The following is a 15,679-nucleotide window of genomic DNA, read 5'->3' on the forward strand; positions in this document are numbered from 1 at the left end:
CCGACCGCCCCACCGCCACCCTTGACCGGACTGAAGGCTCACAAGCGGATGTCCCTCCTGACGGTCGCGGCCATGATCGGGGTCGCGGGCTGCTCCCAGGGTGCTGAGTCACCGGATTCCACCGCCGGTCAGAACGTGGTCGCCACGACCAGTTGCGCCAGCAAGGGCGAGCTCACCATGTGGGAGCGCTCCGGCGGCAACAAGGAGATGGTGGACATGCTCGTCGCGGCGTGGAACGCGAAGAATCCGGACTGCAAGGTCAAGCTGACCTACATTCCGCACACCGAGATGGTCGGCAAGATTGCCCAGGGCATCGCGTCCGGCCAGGTCCCCGATCTGATGGGGATGGACCTGATCTACGCACCGCAGTTCGAGAAGGCGAATCAGCTCGTCGATCTGACCGACCGCATCAAGAGCTGGCCCGAGCTGGCGACCGCCAGCAAGGGGCACATGACGGTCGCGACCTACGAGGATCACCTGTACGGCGTTCCGCTCTACGCCGACGTCTCCGCGCTGTTCTACAACAAGGATCTCTTCAAGAAGGCCGGGCTCGACCCGGACAAGCCGCCGACCAGCCTGCCCGAGTTGCGGGCCGACGCCGACAAGATCACGGCGCTGGGCGGCGACATCAAGGGCTACTACCTGCCCGGCAACTGCGCGGGCTGCAACATCTTCACGGTCGGCCCGCTGATGTGGGCCTCGGGCGCCAAGATCGAGGCGGCCGGTCCCGGCGACGAGCCGCTGGTCGGCGACGGCGTCAAGCAGGTGCTGCAGTTCGAGCGGGACATGGTCAAGGCCGGCAACGTCCACGACGGCGACCGCACGGAGAACGGCGAGACGTTCCACCTCCAGTTCGGCTCGGGCAAGGTCGGCATGATGGGCACCGGCAACTTCAACATCACGCTGGCCCGCCAGCAGAACCCGTCGATGAAGTTCGGCATCGCCCTCCTGCCGGGCATGACGCCGAATACGAACGCGTCGTTCATCGGCGGCGACCTCGTCGTGGTGCCGAAGGGCAGCAAGCGCGTCAGCGACTCGGTCAACTTCATGAAGTTCCTGCTCTCCGACGAGGTGCAGGTCGAGGTGTACGCGAAGGCGCTCAACCTGACCACGCGCAGCGACATGGCCGACAACAAGTACTTCAAGGCCGAGCCGCTGGTCCAGGACGTCGCCAAGGCGCTGACCGTCGGCCGCACGCCGTACACGCTGACCTTCTTCGAGCAGATCAACTCGCCGCAGGGGCCGTGGCTCAAGATGCTGCAGCGCGCCTACTACACCGGCGACGACCTCGACACGGTCATCGCCGACGCGAAGAAGTCCATGAAGGAGATCGCGGCGAAATCCTGAGTGAGGGGGACAGTCGTGCAGCGCACCCGGCGAAATCGGTACATCGGGCTGGCCTACGTGACACCGGCGCTCGTGTTCGTGCTGGCGTTCACCGTGTACCCGCTCGGCCGGATGATCTGGATGTCGCTGCACGACTGGTCGCTGATCACTCCGCCGCGTTTCATCGGGCTCGACAACTACAAGCAGGCGTTCGGCGACCGCCAGTTCTGGGTGTCGTTCCTGTTCACTCTCAAGTACACGGTCCTCATCACCCCGGTGCTCATCGTCGGGGGCTACCTGCTGGCGCTGCTGACCGCCCCGGCGTCAAGAACGCGCGCTATAACCCGTACGATAATATTTGTTCCTGTTGTTATTGGTTTGGGGGTTTCGAGCCTCCTCTGGTACTGGCTGTTCAGCACCAACTTCGGGGTCATCAACCGGATCCTGCTCGACCTCCACGTCATCGACCATCCGGTGCTGTGGCTCGGGGTGGACGCCGACACGTCGAACTTCGCGATCAGCACGTCGGTCGTGTGGAAGGTCATCGGCTTCGGGATGATCCTGTTCGTCGGCGCGATCCAGGCCGTCCCCACCGAGATCACCGAGGCGAGCCTGGTCGACGGCGCCGGTTACTGGCAGCGGATCGGCCGCGTGATCCTGCCGCTCACGATGCGCACCGTCCTGCTGGTCACCCTGGTCAGCGTCATCGGCTCGCTGCTCGCGTTCGACCAGTTCTACATCATGACCGCCGGCCAGCCGCAGAACGAGACCGCGACCTCGGTCTTCTTCGTCTACCTGAACTCGTTCCCGTACCTGAAGCTGGGGTACGGGGCCGCCCTGTCGCTGGTCCTCGCGGTGACGATCCTGGCGTTCACGATCGTGCAGCTCGTGCTGACCCGCCGGAGCGAGTCGTGACCGCGACGCTGGAGCGGACGACGATCCGGGCCGTCCCGAGGCCGGTCCACACCGGACGGATGCGATACCTGGTGGCGGCCGGCTGCATCGCGATCTGCACGGTCACGCTGCTGCCGCTGCTCTACTCCGTGCTGGCCTCGGTCAAGCCGACGGCCGAGGCGGCCGCCACCCCGCCGACCTACTTTCCGCACGGCTTCAGCCTGGACAGCTACCGGCGGCTCTGGGACTACCAGGAGGGTCTGCTCACCTACCTCGGCAACAGCTTCGGCACGGCGCTCCTGACGATCGTCTTCACGCTGCTGCTCACGGTGCCGGCCGGGTACGCGCTCGCGCGCTTCCCGATCCCGGGCAAGGAGCTGATCTTCGTGGTGCTCCTGCTCTCGCTGATCGTCCCGTACCAGGCGCTGCTGACCCCGATGTTCCTGATGTTCGCGACGATCCACCTGACCAACTCGCTGATCGGCCTGGCCGTCCTGCACACCGCGATCCAGCTGCCGTTCAGCCTCTACATCCTGCGCAACAGCTTCGCCGCCGTGCCGCGCGAGCTCGAGGAGGCGGCGGTCGTGGACGGCGCCGGATCGCTGCAGACCCTGGTGCGGGTCTTCATCCCGCCCACGGTGCCGGCCATAGTCACCGTCACCCTGTTCGCCTTCATCACGTCCTGGAACGAGTTCCTCGGCGCGCTGGTGATGATGAGCTCGAGCGAGAAGTTCACCCTGCCCGTGATCCTGGCGACCGCGCGCACCGAGACCAGCCTCGGCGGCACGGACTGGGGCATGCTCCAGGCCGGCGTCACCATCTCGGTCATTCCGTGCGTGCTCGTCTACCTGTTGCTTCAGCGGTACTACATGGCCGGCCTGATGAGCGGAGCCGTGAAATGAGCGTCGTAGTCGTCCAGCCCTCCCGGACCCGCTTCTTTCCGTTCGATGCCCGGCAGGTCTCCCTCGACGGCGGGTTCTGGGGCGACCGGATCCAGATCAACCGGGAGCGGACCATTCCGCACGGCCTCGACCAGCTCCGGAAGGCCGGAAACCTGAACAATCTGCGGCTCGCGGCGGGGGCGGGGGGCGACTATCACGGCTTCGCCGACTCGGTGGGCGCCGTCTTCCCGTTCCTCGACTCCGACGTCTACAAGTGGCTCGAGGCGGTCGGGTGGGAGCTGGCCCGGGCGCGCGACCCGGGTCTGGCGTCGGCCGCGGACGACGTGATCGGCCTGGTCGGCGCGGCGCAGCGGCCCGACGGCTACCTGAACAGCTACGTCCAGGTTGTCGGCGGGGGAGTGCCGTACCGCGACCTGTCCTGGGGACACGAGCTGTACTGCCTCCACCACCTGATCCAGGCGGCGGTGGCCTGGCATCGGGCGCTGGATGACGACCGGCTGCTCACCATCGCGGTCCGCGCCGCCGACCACCTGCCGTCCGCGCTCGTCGACGGGCATCCGGGCATCGAGATGGCGCTGGTGGAGCTGGGCCGGGTGACCGGCGAGCGGCGCTACCTGACGATGGCCGCCGAGATGGTCGAGCGTCGCGGCCACGGCACGCTCCCGGGCGCGGAACGGTTCGGCGCGACGTACTGGCAGGACCACGAGGCCGTACGCGACGCGGCGTCCGTCGCCGGCCACGCGGTGCGGCAGCTCTACCTGGACTGCGGCGCCGTCGACGTGGCCGTCGAGCTCGGCGACGACCGGCTGCTGGCCGCGGTGCGGCGCCGCTGGGACGACATGATGCGTACCCGCACCTACCTCACCGGCGGCATGGGCAGCCGGCACCGCGACGAGGCGTTCGGCGACCCGTACGAGCTGCCGCCCGATCGCGCGTACGCCGAGACCTGCGCGGCGATCGCCGCCGTGATGCTCGCCTGGCGCCTGCTGCTGGCGACCGGCGAGGTGGGCTACGCCGACACGATCGAGCGGACCATGTTCAACGGCGTGCTGCCCGGGATCTCGCTCACCGGCACCGAGTTCTTCTACACGAACCCGCTGCAACGCCGCACGCACCGGGTGCCGGGCGGCACCGGCGAGCGGCGGCCCTGGTATCCGTGCGCCTGCTGCCCGCCCAACCTCATGCGCATGCTCAGCTCGTGGGAGCAATACCTGGCGACGTACGACGACAGTGGCATCCAGCTGCACCAGTACGCCTCGGCCGACATCGTCTCCGGGCCGGTCCGCCTGCGGATGCGCACCGGCTACCCGTGGGACGGCCGCGTCACCGTGCACATCGTGGAGACACCGCCCGAGCCGTGGACCCTGTCCCTGCGGGTGCCGCGATGGTGCCGTTCCGCGACGCTGACCGGGCCGGACGGGACACTGGCCGCCGGCGCGGGCCCGGTCAAGCGGCATCGACGCTGGCGGGCGGGGGACGTCGTCGAGCTGGACCTCGACCTGCCGGCCCGGATCACCGAGCCCGATCCGCGGGTCGACTCCGTGCGCGGGTGTGTGGCGGTGGAGCGGGGGCCGCTCGTCTACTGCGTCGAGGCCGCCGACGCGCCGGAGCGTACGGAGATCGAGGAGCTTGCCTGGGATCCCAGCCGTGACCTGACGTCGGTGCCGCGGCCGGACATCGCGCCGGCGATGATCGGCGTCGACGTTCCGGTGACCGGGGGCGAGTCGGCCGGGGCGATCCCCTACTTCGCCTGGGCCAACCGGGGCGTCGGCGGCATGCGCGTCTGGATACCGCGTTAGGAGGGTGGCGCTGTCGAGTCCCGGACGATCAGCGGCAGCGGGAAGACGGCCAGGCCGGGCTCGCTTCGTTCCGACGGGTCACGGGCCAGCGCGACCGCCTGCGAGACGCCCCATCCGACGATTTCGCCGATCGGCATCCGCAGCGTCGTGAGCGCGGGGACGGTGTGCGCCGCGATGAGGATGTCGTCGAAGCCGACCACCGACAGCCGGGACGGCACCGGGACGCCAAGGATGTGCGCGGCGTGCAGGGCGCCCACCCCGACCAGGTCGGTCGAGGCGGAGACCGCCGTGGGTGGCTCGGGCAGGCCCATGAGGGCGGCCAGCGCGGACTCGCCGCCGTCCAGCGAGCCGGGGCAGCGCTGCAGATAGCCGGCGGGCACGCCGCCGAACCGCTCGCGCATGAAGTCGACGTACGCCTCCTCGCGGATGCGGTATTTGTTGGGCAGCTCCGCGCTCAGGAAGCCGATCCGCCGATGCCCGAGCGAGGCGAGGTGCTCGAGACCGGCCCGTACGCCCGCGCGCTCGTCCGGGTTGGCCGTCGGGAACTCGAGCGGGCTGGTGCCCTGCCAGAGCCCGACCACCGGCACCGAGGTGCGGAGCAGGTCGGCGAGGAGCTCCGGATAGGCCCGCATGTCGCCGAGCAGGATGATCGCGTCGGTGTGCCGGGTCTCCAGCACGGTGGTGAGCGGGACGCCCGCGTCGAGCTGGCCGTGCACGTGGCCGAGGACCACGTTGTACCCGTGGGCCATGGACTCGACGACCAGCGACTCGATGACGCCGGCGTAGAAGACGTCGCTGAAGTCGCGGACCACCGCGCCGATCAGGTTGGTCGCCGCGCCGCGCAGGCCGCGGGCCAGGGGATTGGGGCGATAACCCAGGTGGCGGGCGGCCTCGATGACCCGTTCCCGGGTGTCGGCCGCGATCGGCACCCGGGTGGGCGCGTTGTTGAGAACACGGGACACGGTGCTCTGCGAAACGCCGGACGCGGCGGCGATGTCCTTCATGGTGACCGCTGAGCGTGGCGCCTCGTTCGCGGAAGTCGGCATCGAAGCGAGCCTAACACCGGCCCTTCGTTATGCGCGCATACGATTTCATCCCGTTCCCCTCAGCGCGGGCATGCCCCGAAATGCGTCGGCCCGCCGGTGCGGAGCAGGCGCGTGGCCAGCACCTCGCCCGCCACCCCGCGGCCGATCTCGAGCCCCGCCTGGTTGCTGAACTCGAAGTGCTGACCGCCGAAGATCCGCGACCGGCCGGCCTCGGTGGCGGCCGCCCGGAATCCCGGGTAGCTCCGGGCCGCGCCGCCCGGCGCCGAATCGGTGGCGAGGCTGAACGGGATCGCGTCGGTGCAGAAGAATCCGCCCAGCACGGTGGCGCCCGCTCCGCTGTAGGAGCTGTGCCCCGAGACGTACTCGGGCGTGCCGCCCACGGCGCCGGCCCGGGCCGTCCAGCCGGGATCGGCCGTGGTCGACGGGTTGCCGTCGGTGTCGGCCTCCCGGATCGCCGTGGTCGGACGCCAATGCCGGTACGTGTACTTGGTCGCCACTGTCGCCACGGTCGTGTCGGAGAGGGCCATCGTCAGCAGGGCGGTCAGCCGGACCTGCTCGTCGAGCGGCAGCCGGCGGTCGCCGGCGACGGTCAGCGCGATCCGGAGCCACTCGCCGGGCGGCTGGTCCGAGCCGGCCGGCAGTGACCAGAACTGGAACGTGGCGAGCAGGTCGGGCGCCGGGAGCGCGGCGTTGCCGAGCACCGCCACCTCGGCGAAGGCGCCCGCGTAGGCGACCGAGTCCAGCGCGGGCGGCGGGCCCGGGACGTACGTCGACGGATCGGCGGTCCCGAACGGCCGGACATCGCGATACTGCACACCGAACCACGCGGCGCGGAACACGCCCGGCCCGGTGCCGGCCTCCTGAGTCTCGACCGGCGTGGAGCCGTCGTCGGCGCGGGCGGCGACCACCCGCTCGCCGACATCGCGGCCCCAGGTCGCCCCGCTCGTCACGCCGTGGCCGCCACCGAGCCGGGCGAGATCGGCGGCGAGCGCCGCGTCATAGCCGGCGGCTCGGGGCGCGTCCAGCCGCACCAGCACGGCGTGCGCCGCGGCCGCGGCGGCGGCCTGCTCGTCACCACCGCGAGGGCCGCGTCCGGTGACCAGCGCCGCCGCCCGTGGTGACCTCGCGAGGCCGTTGACCGCGTCGTACATGGCCACGTTCAGCATGGCGTAGAGCCGGGCGGCGTCGGCGTCGGCGGCCCGGGTCGTGCGTACGGCGTCGAGGGCCAACTCGTTCCAGCTTCGCGCCGCGTCGATGTCGGCCCGGCTCGATTCGGCGGTCGCGGGCACGCCGAGCCCGCTGACCACGAGACCGAGCACGGCGGCGAACAGCAGCTTCCGGACCATCAACGCCTCCCCATCGAGACGGCTGTATGGGTGTTTGGCTGTACCGTGCCTCGCCCGGACGCGCGGAGGTGCCGCTCTGTAGGGAATCGGACGCGAGCACCGGCCGTTCGGCCAGCACTCGCGAGCCAGGTGGACATTGAAGACAGTCTTAACCGAGGGTTAGTTATTGGTTACCCTTCGCCCACTTGAGACGGTCTTTACGGGGAGGGCTTTCCATGCGTACGCGTCGTGGTCTCGTCGTTTCCGGGGCCTTTTTGGCATTGCTCCTTTTTGGGATTTCCGCGGTCAATTCGACCGCCGCTTCGGGCTTTTCTTCCGCCGGCCCCCGAATTGTCCGCGAGCATCTCCACGGGCTGGACGACGAGCACGAGCACATGGCCGAGGACCTCGCCGGAACGCCGATAACGGTCATCGAGCGGCAGACCGCCGAGAACGCGGCACGTATCCAGCGCCAGACCGGTGTGCGTCCGGGAACGGCGCCGCGGGTCAAGGCGGCCGCCGTGTCGGCCGACCCCGGGCTGTCGGGATCGTGGAGCCCGGTCGTCGACACGCCCGTCGTCCCGGTGTTCGACGCGCTGCTGCCGAACGGCAAGGTACTGATCTGGGACTCGGTCGGCGACAACGCGGCCGAGTCGTACCCCGATCACACCTTCACGCGGGCCATGGTCTGGAATCCGGCCGACAACACGGCCAAACGGGTCGACCTGCAGGGCACCAACATCTTCTGCGCGGGCTTCGCGCATCTCGCGAACGGCAACATCCTGGTCGCCGGCGGAAACGCCGACCAGCAGCTCGACGGGACCGTGACCACGTACGTCTTCGACTGGCAGGCCGAGACCTGGACCCGCGGCGCCAACATGGCCGGCGCCCGCTGGTACCCGTCGGTGGCGGAGACGGCCAACGGCGAACATGTCATCGTCGGCGGCGGCCCCGCGACCGCTGAGGTGTACCAGGCGAACGGCGCCATCCGCGCGCTCACCGGCTTCACGAAGTACAAGGCCCGGGCGTACCCCTTCCTGGTTTCACGGCCCGACACCCAGCTCGGGCTGATCGGGCCGTACGCCGCCGCGTACACCATCAACACCTCGGGGACCGGTGTCATCACGGCGACCGGCACACGCGACAGCATCTCCCGGGACTATGGCAGTTTCGCCACGTACGACATCGGCAAGTCGGTGGTGGCCGGCGGCGGCAAGCTCACCGAGGGCGGCGTCGCGAACGTGCCCACCCGGACCGCGGTCGTCGTGAACAGTGGCGCCGGGCCGGCCCCGTCCTTCGCGCCGACCGGCTCGCTGGCGACCGGGCGGAAGCAGTTCGACACGACTCTGCTCGCCGACGGCACGGTGCTGGCGACCGGGGGACTGACCAGCGCGGCGACCTCGAGCCTCGTCGACCTGAACCACGCCGCGACGGCCGCCGAACGCTGGGATCCCGCGACCGGTCGGTGGAGCGTGCTGGCGAGCGCGAGCCGCATCCGGCAGTACCACTCGACGGCCATGCTGCTGCCGGACGGGCGGGTCATGACGGGCGGCGGGGGAATCTGCGCCGTCTGCATGACGGTCGGCTATCTCGAGAAGAACGTCGAGTACTTCTCCCCGCCGTACCTCTTCAAAAAGGACGGCACCGGTACGCCCGCGACGCGACCGGAGATCGCCGCGGCGCCCGCGAGCGTCGGCATCGGCGGCAGCTTCGCGGTCTCGTCCCCGCAGGCGGCGGGCATCAGGAAGGTCGCGCTGGTCGGGCTGGCCGACGTGACCCACGGCGTCGACCAGGGCCAGCGCTACGTGCCGTTGAAATTCACGGTTTCCGGTACGACGTTGACGGTCACCGGCCCGCCGAACGGCGGGGTGGCGCCGCCCGGTTACTACATGCTCTTCATCCTCGACGCGAACGGGGTTCCCGCCCTGGCGAGGATCGTCCAGGTCGCCAAGGGCCCGAACCCGCTGATGAGCCGGGTCCGGAACAGCACCGGCCGATGCCTCGACGTGCCGGCGTCCACGTTGACGATCAGGACCTACCTGCAGGGATACAACTGCAACGGCACGAGGGCGCAGGCGCTGACCCGGCTGCCGGACGACAAGTCGCTGCGCGTCCTCGGCAACTGCCTCGACGTGCCGTCGCGCAACTTCGTCGCCGGTCAGCGGGTCTGGCAGTACACCTGCAACAAAACGGTCGCGCAGACCTGGCAATTCGGCACCGACGGCACGATCCGCCCGATCGGCAAGACCACGATGTGCCTGGCCGCGGCCTCCTCGGCCAACAACGCCCGGATCCAGCTCGCGACCTGCAACGGCGCCGCCCTCCAGAAGTGGACCTGGTAGGCCCGCCTACCCCTGCCGCCGCACCATCTCCGTGATCCAGATCGGCGCGTACGGTGACGTGCAGTTCGGCGGCGTGGGGTAGTCCTTGAGCACCCCCAGGCGCTCGCCGATGCCGATCGCCCGGTCGCGGTGCTCGGCGTGCTCGATGCCGATCTGGGCCAGGCAGTGGTTCATCGCCCACTGCAGGCGGTCCGGGGCGTCCTTCATCTCCGCCTCGATGACGCCGAGCAGCCCGGGGAGGTCGAGGCCGTCGGCCTTCCGCGCCACGCGGTCGGTGGTCAGCGCCCAGCCGGCGCTCGCGACCGCCGGATCGGGATCGGCGAACCAGGCCAGGCGCAGCTCCTCGCGGTACGGGCTCTTCTTCACCACGTAACTCACGAGCCAGTCCTGCACCTTCGGGGTGCGCGCCTCGCGCAGCATCGCGTCCAGCTCGTCGCGGCCGAATTCCCTCGGGCGGCAGATCAGGATCGCCAGCAGCCGGGCCGCGGAATCGCCCGTCCGCCAGAGGTCGCGCGCGAGGTCCTGCTGCGTCTTCAGCCGCTTCGCGATCGCGCGCAGGGCGCCGAGGTTCACGCCGTGGTCGTCGCCGTGCCTGCGGTTCACCTCGCGTGCCTTCGGGTCCTCGAGAGCGGCCAGCTCCGCCATCACGTCGGCCGTCGTTGTCACGATCACCTTCGGTTTTCAAGAAAATTAAGATCGACATGTTGAGAGATGAAGAAACTCAAGGTACAAATTGAGATATGACAGAGCGTGCGATGGACTGGCAGGAACTCACGAACCTCACCCGAGGCCGGCCGTTCGTCGTCGAGCGGGTGCGTCTGGCCGGCGGCGTGGCGATCGAGGGTCAGTTCGAGCCCCCGCAGCTCGGGCAGCTCAGCCTCGAGGACCAAGTGTTCGTCACGGCGTTCGTCCGCTGCCACGGTTCCATCAAGGAGATGGAGCGGATTTTCGGGGTGAGCTACCCGACGATCAAGTCGCGACTCAACCGGATCTCTCAGCTGCTCGACTTCGTCGAGACCGATCCGGCGCCGTCGCGGGCCGACGTCATCGACCGCCTGCGCCGCGGCGAGATCGACGCCCAGCAGGCCTTGCAGGAGTTGGAGGGTCACGCATGATTCCACAGCTCGTGACCGTGCGGGTGAAACCCCGCACCGGCCGCCGAGTCCGGGTCTGGGTTCCGGTGCTGCCCGTACTGCTCATCCTGTCCCCGGTACTGGTTCTGGCGGTGGCCGTCGCCACGGTCGCCTGCCTGGTCTACCGGATCCGGGTGTTCCCGGCGCTCGGCTCGGGGTGGCGGATCGTCTCCGCTCTCCCCGGCACCCGGTTCGACCTCGAGTACGCGCACACCGCCGTGCTCGTTTCCATCAGATAGAGAGGCAAATTCAGTGAGCGAACAGCGCAAGGAGATCCTCGAGATGCTCGCCGAGGGAAAGATCACCGCGGACGAGGCGGACCGGCTCATCGCCGCCCTCGAAAGCGACCGTCCGGTTCCGGCGGTTCCGGCGCCGGCTCCGCGGCCGAACGGCAAACCGCGGTACCTGCGAGTGGTGGTCGACGCGAACGACCATGACGGTCCGAGCCGGGTCAACATCAGGGTGCCGCTGCAGCTGCTCCGGGCCGGCGTGCGGCTCGCCGCGCTGATCCCGCCGGAGGCGCTCGGCAAGGCCAACGCGGAACTGGCCAAGTCGGGAGTGCCGTTCGATCTGACCCAGCTCAAGCCCGAGCAGCTCGAGGAACTCGTCGAGCACCTGGACGAGATGACCGTCGAGGTCGACCAGGCGGACGCCAAGGTCCGCATCTTCAGCGAGTGACCGCCGTCCGGAGAACTGGACGGGCCCTCGGGAAGGTGCTGGAACACCTCCCCGAGGTCGCGCCCGTAACAACGGAACACGTACTGCCAGTTTGAGATTAGCCCAGGGGCCCCTGGCGTTCTCAGCCCACGACCGAGCGGAGCGGAATTCCGGCCGACCGCAGGTCGCCCACCAGATCCCGCAGGTACGGATGCTCGTCGAACTGCAGGCCGAGCGGGTTCGGGATGGTCAGGTACGCGTCGTCCCCGACGACCGCGACCGTGGCCGTGTTGGTGTATTTAGCGACCAGACTCTGGGTGCGAGCCAGGTCGGCGGTCGCCACCTGGATGCGGGACGGCCGCCACTCGCCGCCGACGTTGGCCGGCGCCGGCTCGGCCGCCGCGGCCGCGCGAGCCGGATCGACGCCGCTGGTACGCAGCGCCGACGGGGTGCTCGCCGCCGGGTACAGCAGCGCATTGGCCACCATCTGCAGGCCACTTTCGTTGTACGCGCGGAACAGCGGGTTGTACGCGAACAGCACCGCGTGCCCGGCGCCGGTCGGCTCGTCCACCACCGCGGCCGTGCCCTTCAGGGCGTCAGCGCCGACGGTGTAGCCGTTGTACCAGAACGTGTCGTCGCTCGGGTACGTCAGCACGTTCACGCCGGTGGTGCTCGGGTTGAGGATCGAGTCGCCGTTGTTGAACTCGAAGTCCTCGGCCGGGCGGCCCAGCGCGACCGGGCTGCTGCCGTCCACGTCCACCCGCAGATGCGAGCCGATCACCAGGTAGTCGGCCGGCTTCGCCTTCTCCGTGGTCGAGGTGAGCCCGGCGGCGCGGGCCACCCGGGTGCCCTCGTTGCGCAGCCCGACGTAGGTGTGGCCCTGCGCGATCCAGTTCCGCAGGTTCGCCTGGCCGGTCGCGGTGAGACCGCCGGTCGCGCTGCTGCCGTCGGGCACCAGCAACACCGTACGGTCGGTGAATGCTGTGGTGTTGTCGTTGATGTCGGCCGTGGTGACCGGCGCGAGGTTCAGGCCCCACCGCTGGCCCAGCACGTATCGGGCCTCGCCGTAGGAACCCGAGGTCGTGGAGATGCCGGTGCCCCGGAAGAGTCCGACGTCGGGCCGGTCGATCGCCGTTCCGGTGGCCGGGCTCCGGCTCGGCGTCAGGTTCACGCCGAGTGACTTCGCGAGCTTGTCGACCTCGGGCGTGACGGCTGACGCCGGCAATTCAACAACATCAACACCCGGCTTGCGTACGGCCGGAGCACCGCGACCCAGAAGTTGGAACGTCAACTGAGCAGCGGCGGCCGAGTCCAGGCGGTACGTGTAGGAGCCGTTGCGGGGTGCCGTTCCCGTCCGGCCGCCCTCGATCCGCCTGACCAGCTCGGCCCGAGGCCGCACCGCATCGCCGGTGTAGATGGTGTCGATGCCCATCAGCAGCGGGTTGCTCCACGAGGACACGTCGTAGAAGTACGGGAACGGGACGTACGGGTCCTCGCCCAGCGTCGCCTGGATCCAGTGCTTCTGCGGCTGCTCCATCGGGATCCAGTACGCGCCGGCCGGCACGGTGACGTCGGCGCCGGTGCGACCGCCGAAGATCCGGGCGTGTCTTACCTTCAGCGGCGACTTGACCTCGTACACCTCGACGTCCATCTTGCGCAGACGCTCGACCAGCCGGCGTACGTCGGCCAGCTGGCGGCCCGGCATCAGGAAGTACGACTTGATCGTGATGTCCGGCACCGGGAACTGGACCTCGTTCTCCGGCTGGACCACCTCGTTGGGCTCCAGGGCGCCGGCCCGGCCCTCGGCGAGCGCGTCCGACCAGATCTTGTAGTAGCTGTTCAGCACCTCACGCTTGTTGCCGGCCGCCCAGCCGAGGGTCGCCCACTGCGTGGTGAACTGCTGCTGCACCCGGTCCTGGACGGCCGAGGTGCTGCCCTTCTCGTACGTCATGCCGGCCGCGCCGAAACCGGTGGCCGGCACGGTGTCGCCGTAGCCCATGTAGAACAGGTCGTAGGTGTCGTAGTTGAAGTAGCACTCGGTGGTGACGGTCTCGGAGCAGGCGCCGTTGTAGCCGAACGCGGCCTTGTTGGCCTCGCCGATCCGGTTGATCCAGTCGACCGGCTCGGAGGCGATCTCGTGATGGATCGGGTCGGCGTTCGGCGGGAAGAAGTAGCGTTGGCCGCCCATCTCGTGCGCGTCGACGAAGACCTGCGGCGGAAGCTCCCGGAGCAACTCGATCTTGCTGTCGGTCTCGGGCTGGGTGCGCGCGAACCAGTCCCGGTTCAGGTCGAAGCCGAACTCGTTCTGCCGCCGGGCGGCGTCCCGGCCGTCCGGGTTCTGCGTCGGCAGGATCACGGTGATCAGGTTGTCGTTGCGCTGCCGCACCGCGCAGGACAGGCCGGCGGCCAGCTCGTACAGCGTCTTGAGGGACGCGTCGGCGCCGCTCATCTCGCCGCCGTGCACGTTACCGGCGATCCAGACGATGGCCGGCCGGTTGGCGGCGATCCGGCGCGCCTCGGCGGCCCGCATCGTGCGCGGGTCCCGCAGGCCACGGATCTCGTCGGCGATCTCGTCGAGCGTGCCCTTCCTGACCTGGCGGCTGTCGGAGACGACGGCGTACGTCAGCGGCTGGCCGAGCACGCTGGTGCCCATCGTGCCGGTGACCACCCGGTCGGACGCCTTGTCCACCGCGCCCAGGTAATCGCGAATCTCGGCGTTGGTCACGACGCGTTGCTGGCCGAGGCCGAGCGGAAATCCGAGAAACGTCTCGGGGCTCGGCACCGTGCTCAGGTGGGCGGAGGGGTCGTTGCTGCACGACGAGGAGGTCGAGGGGGCGGCGCTCGCCGCGGTCCCGGTCAACAGGGGAGTCAGGGCCGCCGTCAGGACGACCGCCAAGGCACCCGCCAGCCGCGCCGACGGAACCATTCTGGGGGAGATTTCCGGAATTCGCATCGTGCCCTGTTTCCTTCCCGGAAAGCGACTCGAAACGATTCGCAGCCTATGGCCTTAATTTCAAAGCGGTCAACATAGACATTTATTTATCCCCACCACCCGGCGCCCACCGCCCGGCGCCCACCACCGGGCGCCCACCACCGGGCGCCCACCACCGGGCGCCCACCNGGCGCCCACCACCGGGCGCCCACCACCGGGCGCCCACCACCGGGCGCCCACCGCCCGGCGCCCACCGCCCGGCGCCCACCGCCCGGCGCCCACCGCCCGGCGCCCATCACCCGGCGCCCACCGTCCGGTGCCCACCACCGGGCGCCCACCGTCCGGTGCCTACCGCCGGGCGCCCATCACCCGGTGCCCATCACCCGGTGCCCATCACCCGGCGCCCACCGCCCGGCGCCGAGCCCGGCCTGGTTCGTCGGCGGCTAGGTTTCACCCTATGAAGATCGTGGGATTGGTCGGTGCCGGGCACATGGGATCCGGGCTCGGGTGGGCCTTGCGCGCGGGCGGGCACGACGTCGTCACCTCGCTGGCGGGCCGATCGGCTCGAACGGCCCGCCTGGCGCACGATGCCGGGCTGCGTATCGCCGCGAGCCCGCTCGACGTGCTGGCCGAGGCGGACGTGATCCTCGTGGTCACGCCGCCCGGGGCCGCGGTCGACGCCGCCACCGAGATCGCCGCGCTGGCGGCGACCCCGAGCGTCGCCGCGCGGCCTCTCGTGGTGGACCTCAACGCCACGTCACCGACGACCGCCGCCGCGGCCGCCGAGGTGATCACCGCCGCCGGGCTCGACTTCGTGGACGGCTCGATCTCGGGCCCGCCACCCACGGTCCGGCCCGGGGCAAGGATCTACCTCTCCGGTCCCCGAGCCACCGAGGTGGCCGAGCTGCACTGGACGCACGCCACCCCCGTGGTGGTCGGCGACCGGGTCGGCGCCGCGAGCGCCGTGAAGATGTCCACCGCATCTGTCTACAAGGGATTGATGGGCCTGATGACCCAGGCCATCCGCTCCGCCTCGGTGTATGGCGTCCTGGATCAGGTGATGGCCGACCTCGGCGAAGGCTTCGGAACCCCGTACGAGGTAGCCCTGGCCGCGACCAAGGCCCACCGCTATGTGGCCGAGATGCACGAGATCGCCCAATCCCAGGCCGGGGCCGGACTGACGCCGTCGCTGTTCGAGGCCTTCGCCACCGTCTGGTCCGACGTGGCCACCCGCCCACTGGCCGTCGGACAACCTGAAACGCTCCCGCGCGACATCACCGCTGCCCAGGTGGCCGACGGCCTGACTCAGTGATCGCCGAGCGC

Annotated in this window: 13 protein-coding genes; 9 read left to right on the top strand and 4 right to left on the bottom strand. The window is 69.8% G+C overall.

Annotated features, from left to right (window positions below):
- Window positions 1-48: 48 nt before the first annotated feature.
- From A3CQ_RS0120040 to A3CQ_RS0120055, 4 genes are read left to right on the top strand one after another with little or no spacing between them, the layout of a single operon-like run.
- A complete protein-coding gene (locus A3CQ_RS0120040; protein ID WP_020512734.1) occupies window positions 49-1,347 on the top strand; it encodes an ABC transporter substrate-binding protein in 1,299 nt (432 codons plus the stop codon).
- Window positions 1,348-1,362: 15 nt separating this feature from the next.
- Window positions 1,363-2,241, top strand: a complete 879-nt coding sequence (locus A3CQ_RS0120045; protein ID WP_020512735.1) for a carbohydrate ABC transporter permease — start codon at window positions 1,363-1,365, stop codon at window positions 2,239-2,241.
- Window positions 2,238-3,122, top strand: a complete 885-nt coding sequence (locus A3CQ_RS0120050; protein WP_020512736.1) for a carbohydrate ABC transporter permease — start codon at window positions 2,238-2,240, stop codon at window positions 3,120-3,122. Before A3CQ_RS0120045 ends, A3CQ_RS0120050 begins: the two co-directional genes overlap by 4 nt.
- Window positions 3,119-4,921 carry a glycoside hydrolase family 127 protein gene (locus tag A3CQ_RS0120055; RefSeq protein ID WP_020512737.1) on the top strand — a complete coding sequence of 601 codons (1,803 nt, stop codon included), beginning with the start codon at window positions 3,119-3,121 and terminating at the stop codon, window positions 4,919-4,921. The genes A3CQ_RS0120050 and A3CQ_RS0120055 overlap by 4 nt, the downstream gene beginning before the upstream one ends.
- On the opposite strand, the gene A3CQ_RS0120060 is transcribed toward A3CQ_RS0120055, so the two are convergent.
- Window positions 4,918-5,967: a LacI family DNA-binding transcriptional regulator gene (locus A3CQ_RS0120060; RefSeq protein WP_084699146.1), complete on the bottom strand. Its 1,050-nt coding sequence runs from the start codon at window positions 5,965-5,967 to the stop codon at window positions 4,918-4,920. The genes A3CQ_RS0120055 and A3CQ_RS0120060 overlap by 4 nt on opposite strands.
- Window positions 5,968-6,026: 59 nt before the next feature.
- Window positions 6,027-7,313: a vanadium-dependent haloperoxidase gene (locus A3CQ_RS0120065; RefSeq protein ID WP_020512739.1), complete on the bottom strand. Its 1,287-nt coding sequence runs from the start codon at window positions 7,311-7,313 to the stop codon at window positions 6,027-6,029.
- 374 nt (window positions 7,314-7,687) lie between these two features.
- Here A3CQ_RS0120065 and A3CQ_RS0120070 point away from each other — a divergent pair, with 374 nt between their 5' ends.
- Window positions 7,688-9,634 (top strand): galactose oxidase-like domain-containing protein, encoded by a 1,947-nt coding sequence (locus tag A3CQ_RS0120070; RefSeq protein ID WP_020512740.1) that lies wholly within the window; start codon window positions 7,688-7,690, stop codon window positions 9,632-9,634.
- Between the two features lie 6 nt (window positions 9,635-9,640).
- Here the strand turns inward: A3CQ_RS0120070 and A3CQ_RS0120075 are convergent, their stop codons facing one another.
- Window positions 9,641-10,306, bottom strand: a complete 666-nt coding sequence (locus A3CQ_RS0120075; protein WP_020512741.1) for a DNA alkylation repair protein — start codon at window positions 10,304-10,306, stop codon at window positions 9,641-9,643.
- A gap of 68 nt (window positions 10,307-10,374) precedes the next feature.
- Here A3CQ_RS0120075 and A3CQ_RS0120080 point away from each other — a divergent pair, with 68 nt between their 5' ends.
- Genes A3CQ_RS0120080 through A3CQ_RS0120090 form a run of 3 tightly spaced genes read left to right on the top strand, consistent with a single transcriptional unit; the run spans window position 10,375 to window position 11,445 of the window.
- Entirely contained in the window at window positions 10,375-10,749 is a 375-nt protein-coding gene (locus tag A3CQ_RS0120080) for a DUF2089 domain-containing protein (protein ID WP_211216650.1), read from the top strand.
- Window positions 10,746-11,006: a hypothetical protein gene (locus A3CQ_RS0120085; protein WP_026205923.1), complete on the top strand. Its 261-nt coding sequence runs from the start codon at window positions 10,746-10,748 to the stop codon at window positions 11,004-11,006. The genes A3CQ_RS0120080 and A3CQ_RS0120085 overlap by 4 nt, the downstream gene beginning before the upstream one ends.
- Window positions 11,007-11,019: 13 nt before the next feature.
- The gene (locus A3CQ_RS0120090; RefSeq protein ID WP_020512744.1) at window positions 11,020-11,445 is read left to right on the top strand and encodes an SHOCT-like domain-containing protein; all 426 of its coding nucleotides are present in this window, start codon (window positions 11,020-11,022) and stop codon (window positions 11,443-11,445) included.
- Window positions 11,446-11,566: 121 nt separating this feature from the next.
- On the opposite strand, the gene A3CQ_RS0120095 is transcribed toward A3CQ_RS0120090, so the two are convergent.
- The gene (locus tag A3CQ_RS0120095) at window positions 11,567-14,377 is read right to left on the bottom strand and encodes a M14 family zinc carboxypeptidase (RefSeq protein WP_245577280.1); all 2,811 of its coding nucleotides are present in this window, start codon (window positions 14,375-14,377) and stop codon (window positions 11,567-11,569) included.
- A gap of 436 nt (window positions 14,378-14,813) precedes the next feature.
- Here A3CQ_RS0120095 and A3CQ_RS53470 point away from each other — a divergent pair, with 436 nt between their 5' ends.
- Window positions 14,814-15,668 carry an NAD(P)-dependent oxidoreductase gene (locus tag A3CQ_RS53470; RefSeq protein ID WP_040432630.1) on the top strand — a complete coding sequence of 285 codons (855 nt, stop codon included), beginning with the start codon at window positions 14,814-14,816 and terminating at the stop codon, window positions 15,666-15,668.
- The last annotated feature ends 11 nt before the right edge of the window (window positions 15,669-15,679 follow it).

It is taken from the genome of Paractinoplanes globisporus DSM 43857 (assembly GCF_000379645.1).
GTDB lineage: Bacteria > Actinomycetota > Actinomycetes > Mycobacteriales > Micromonosporaceae > Actinoplanes > Actinoplanes globisporus.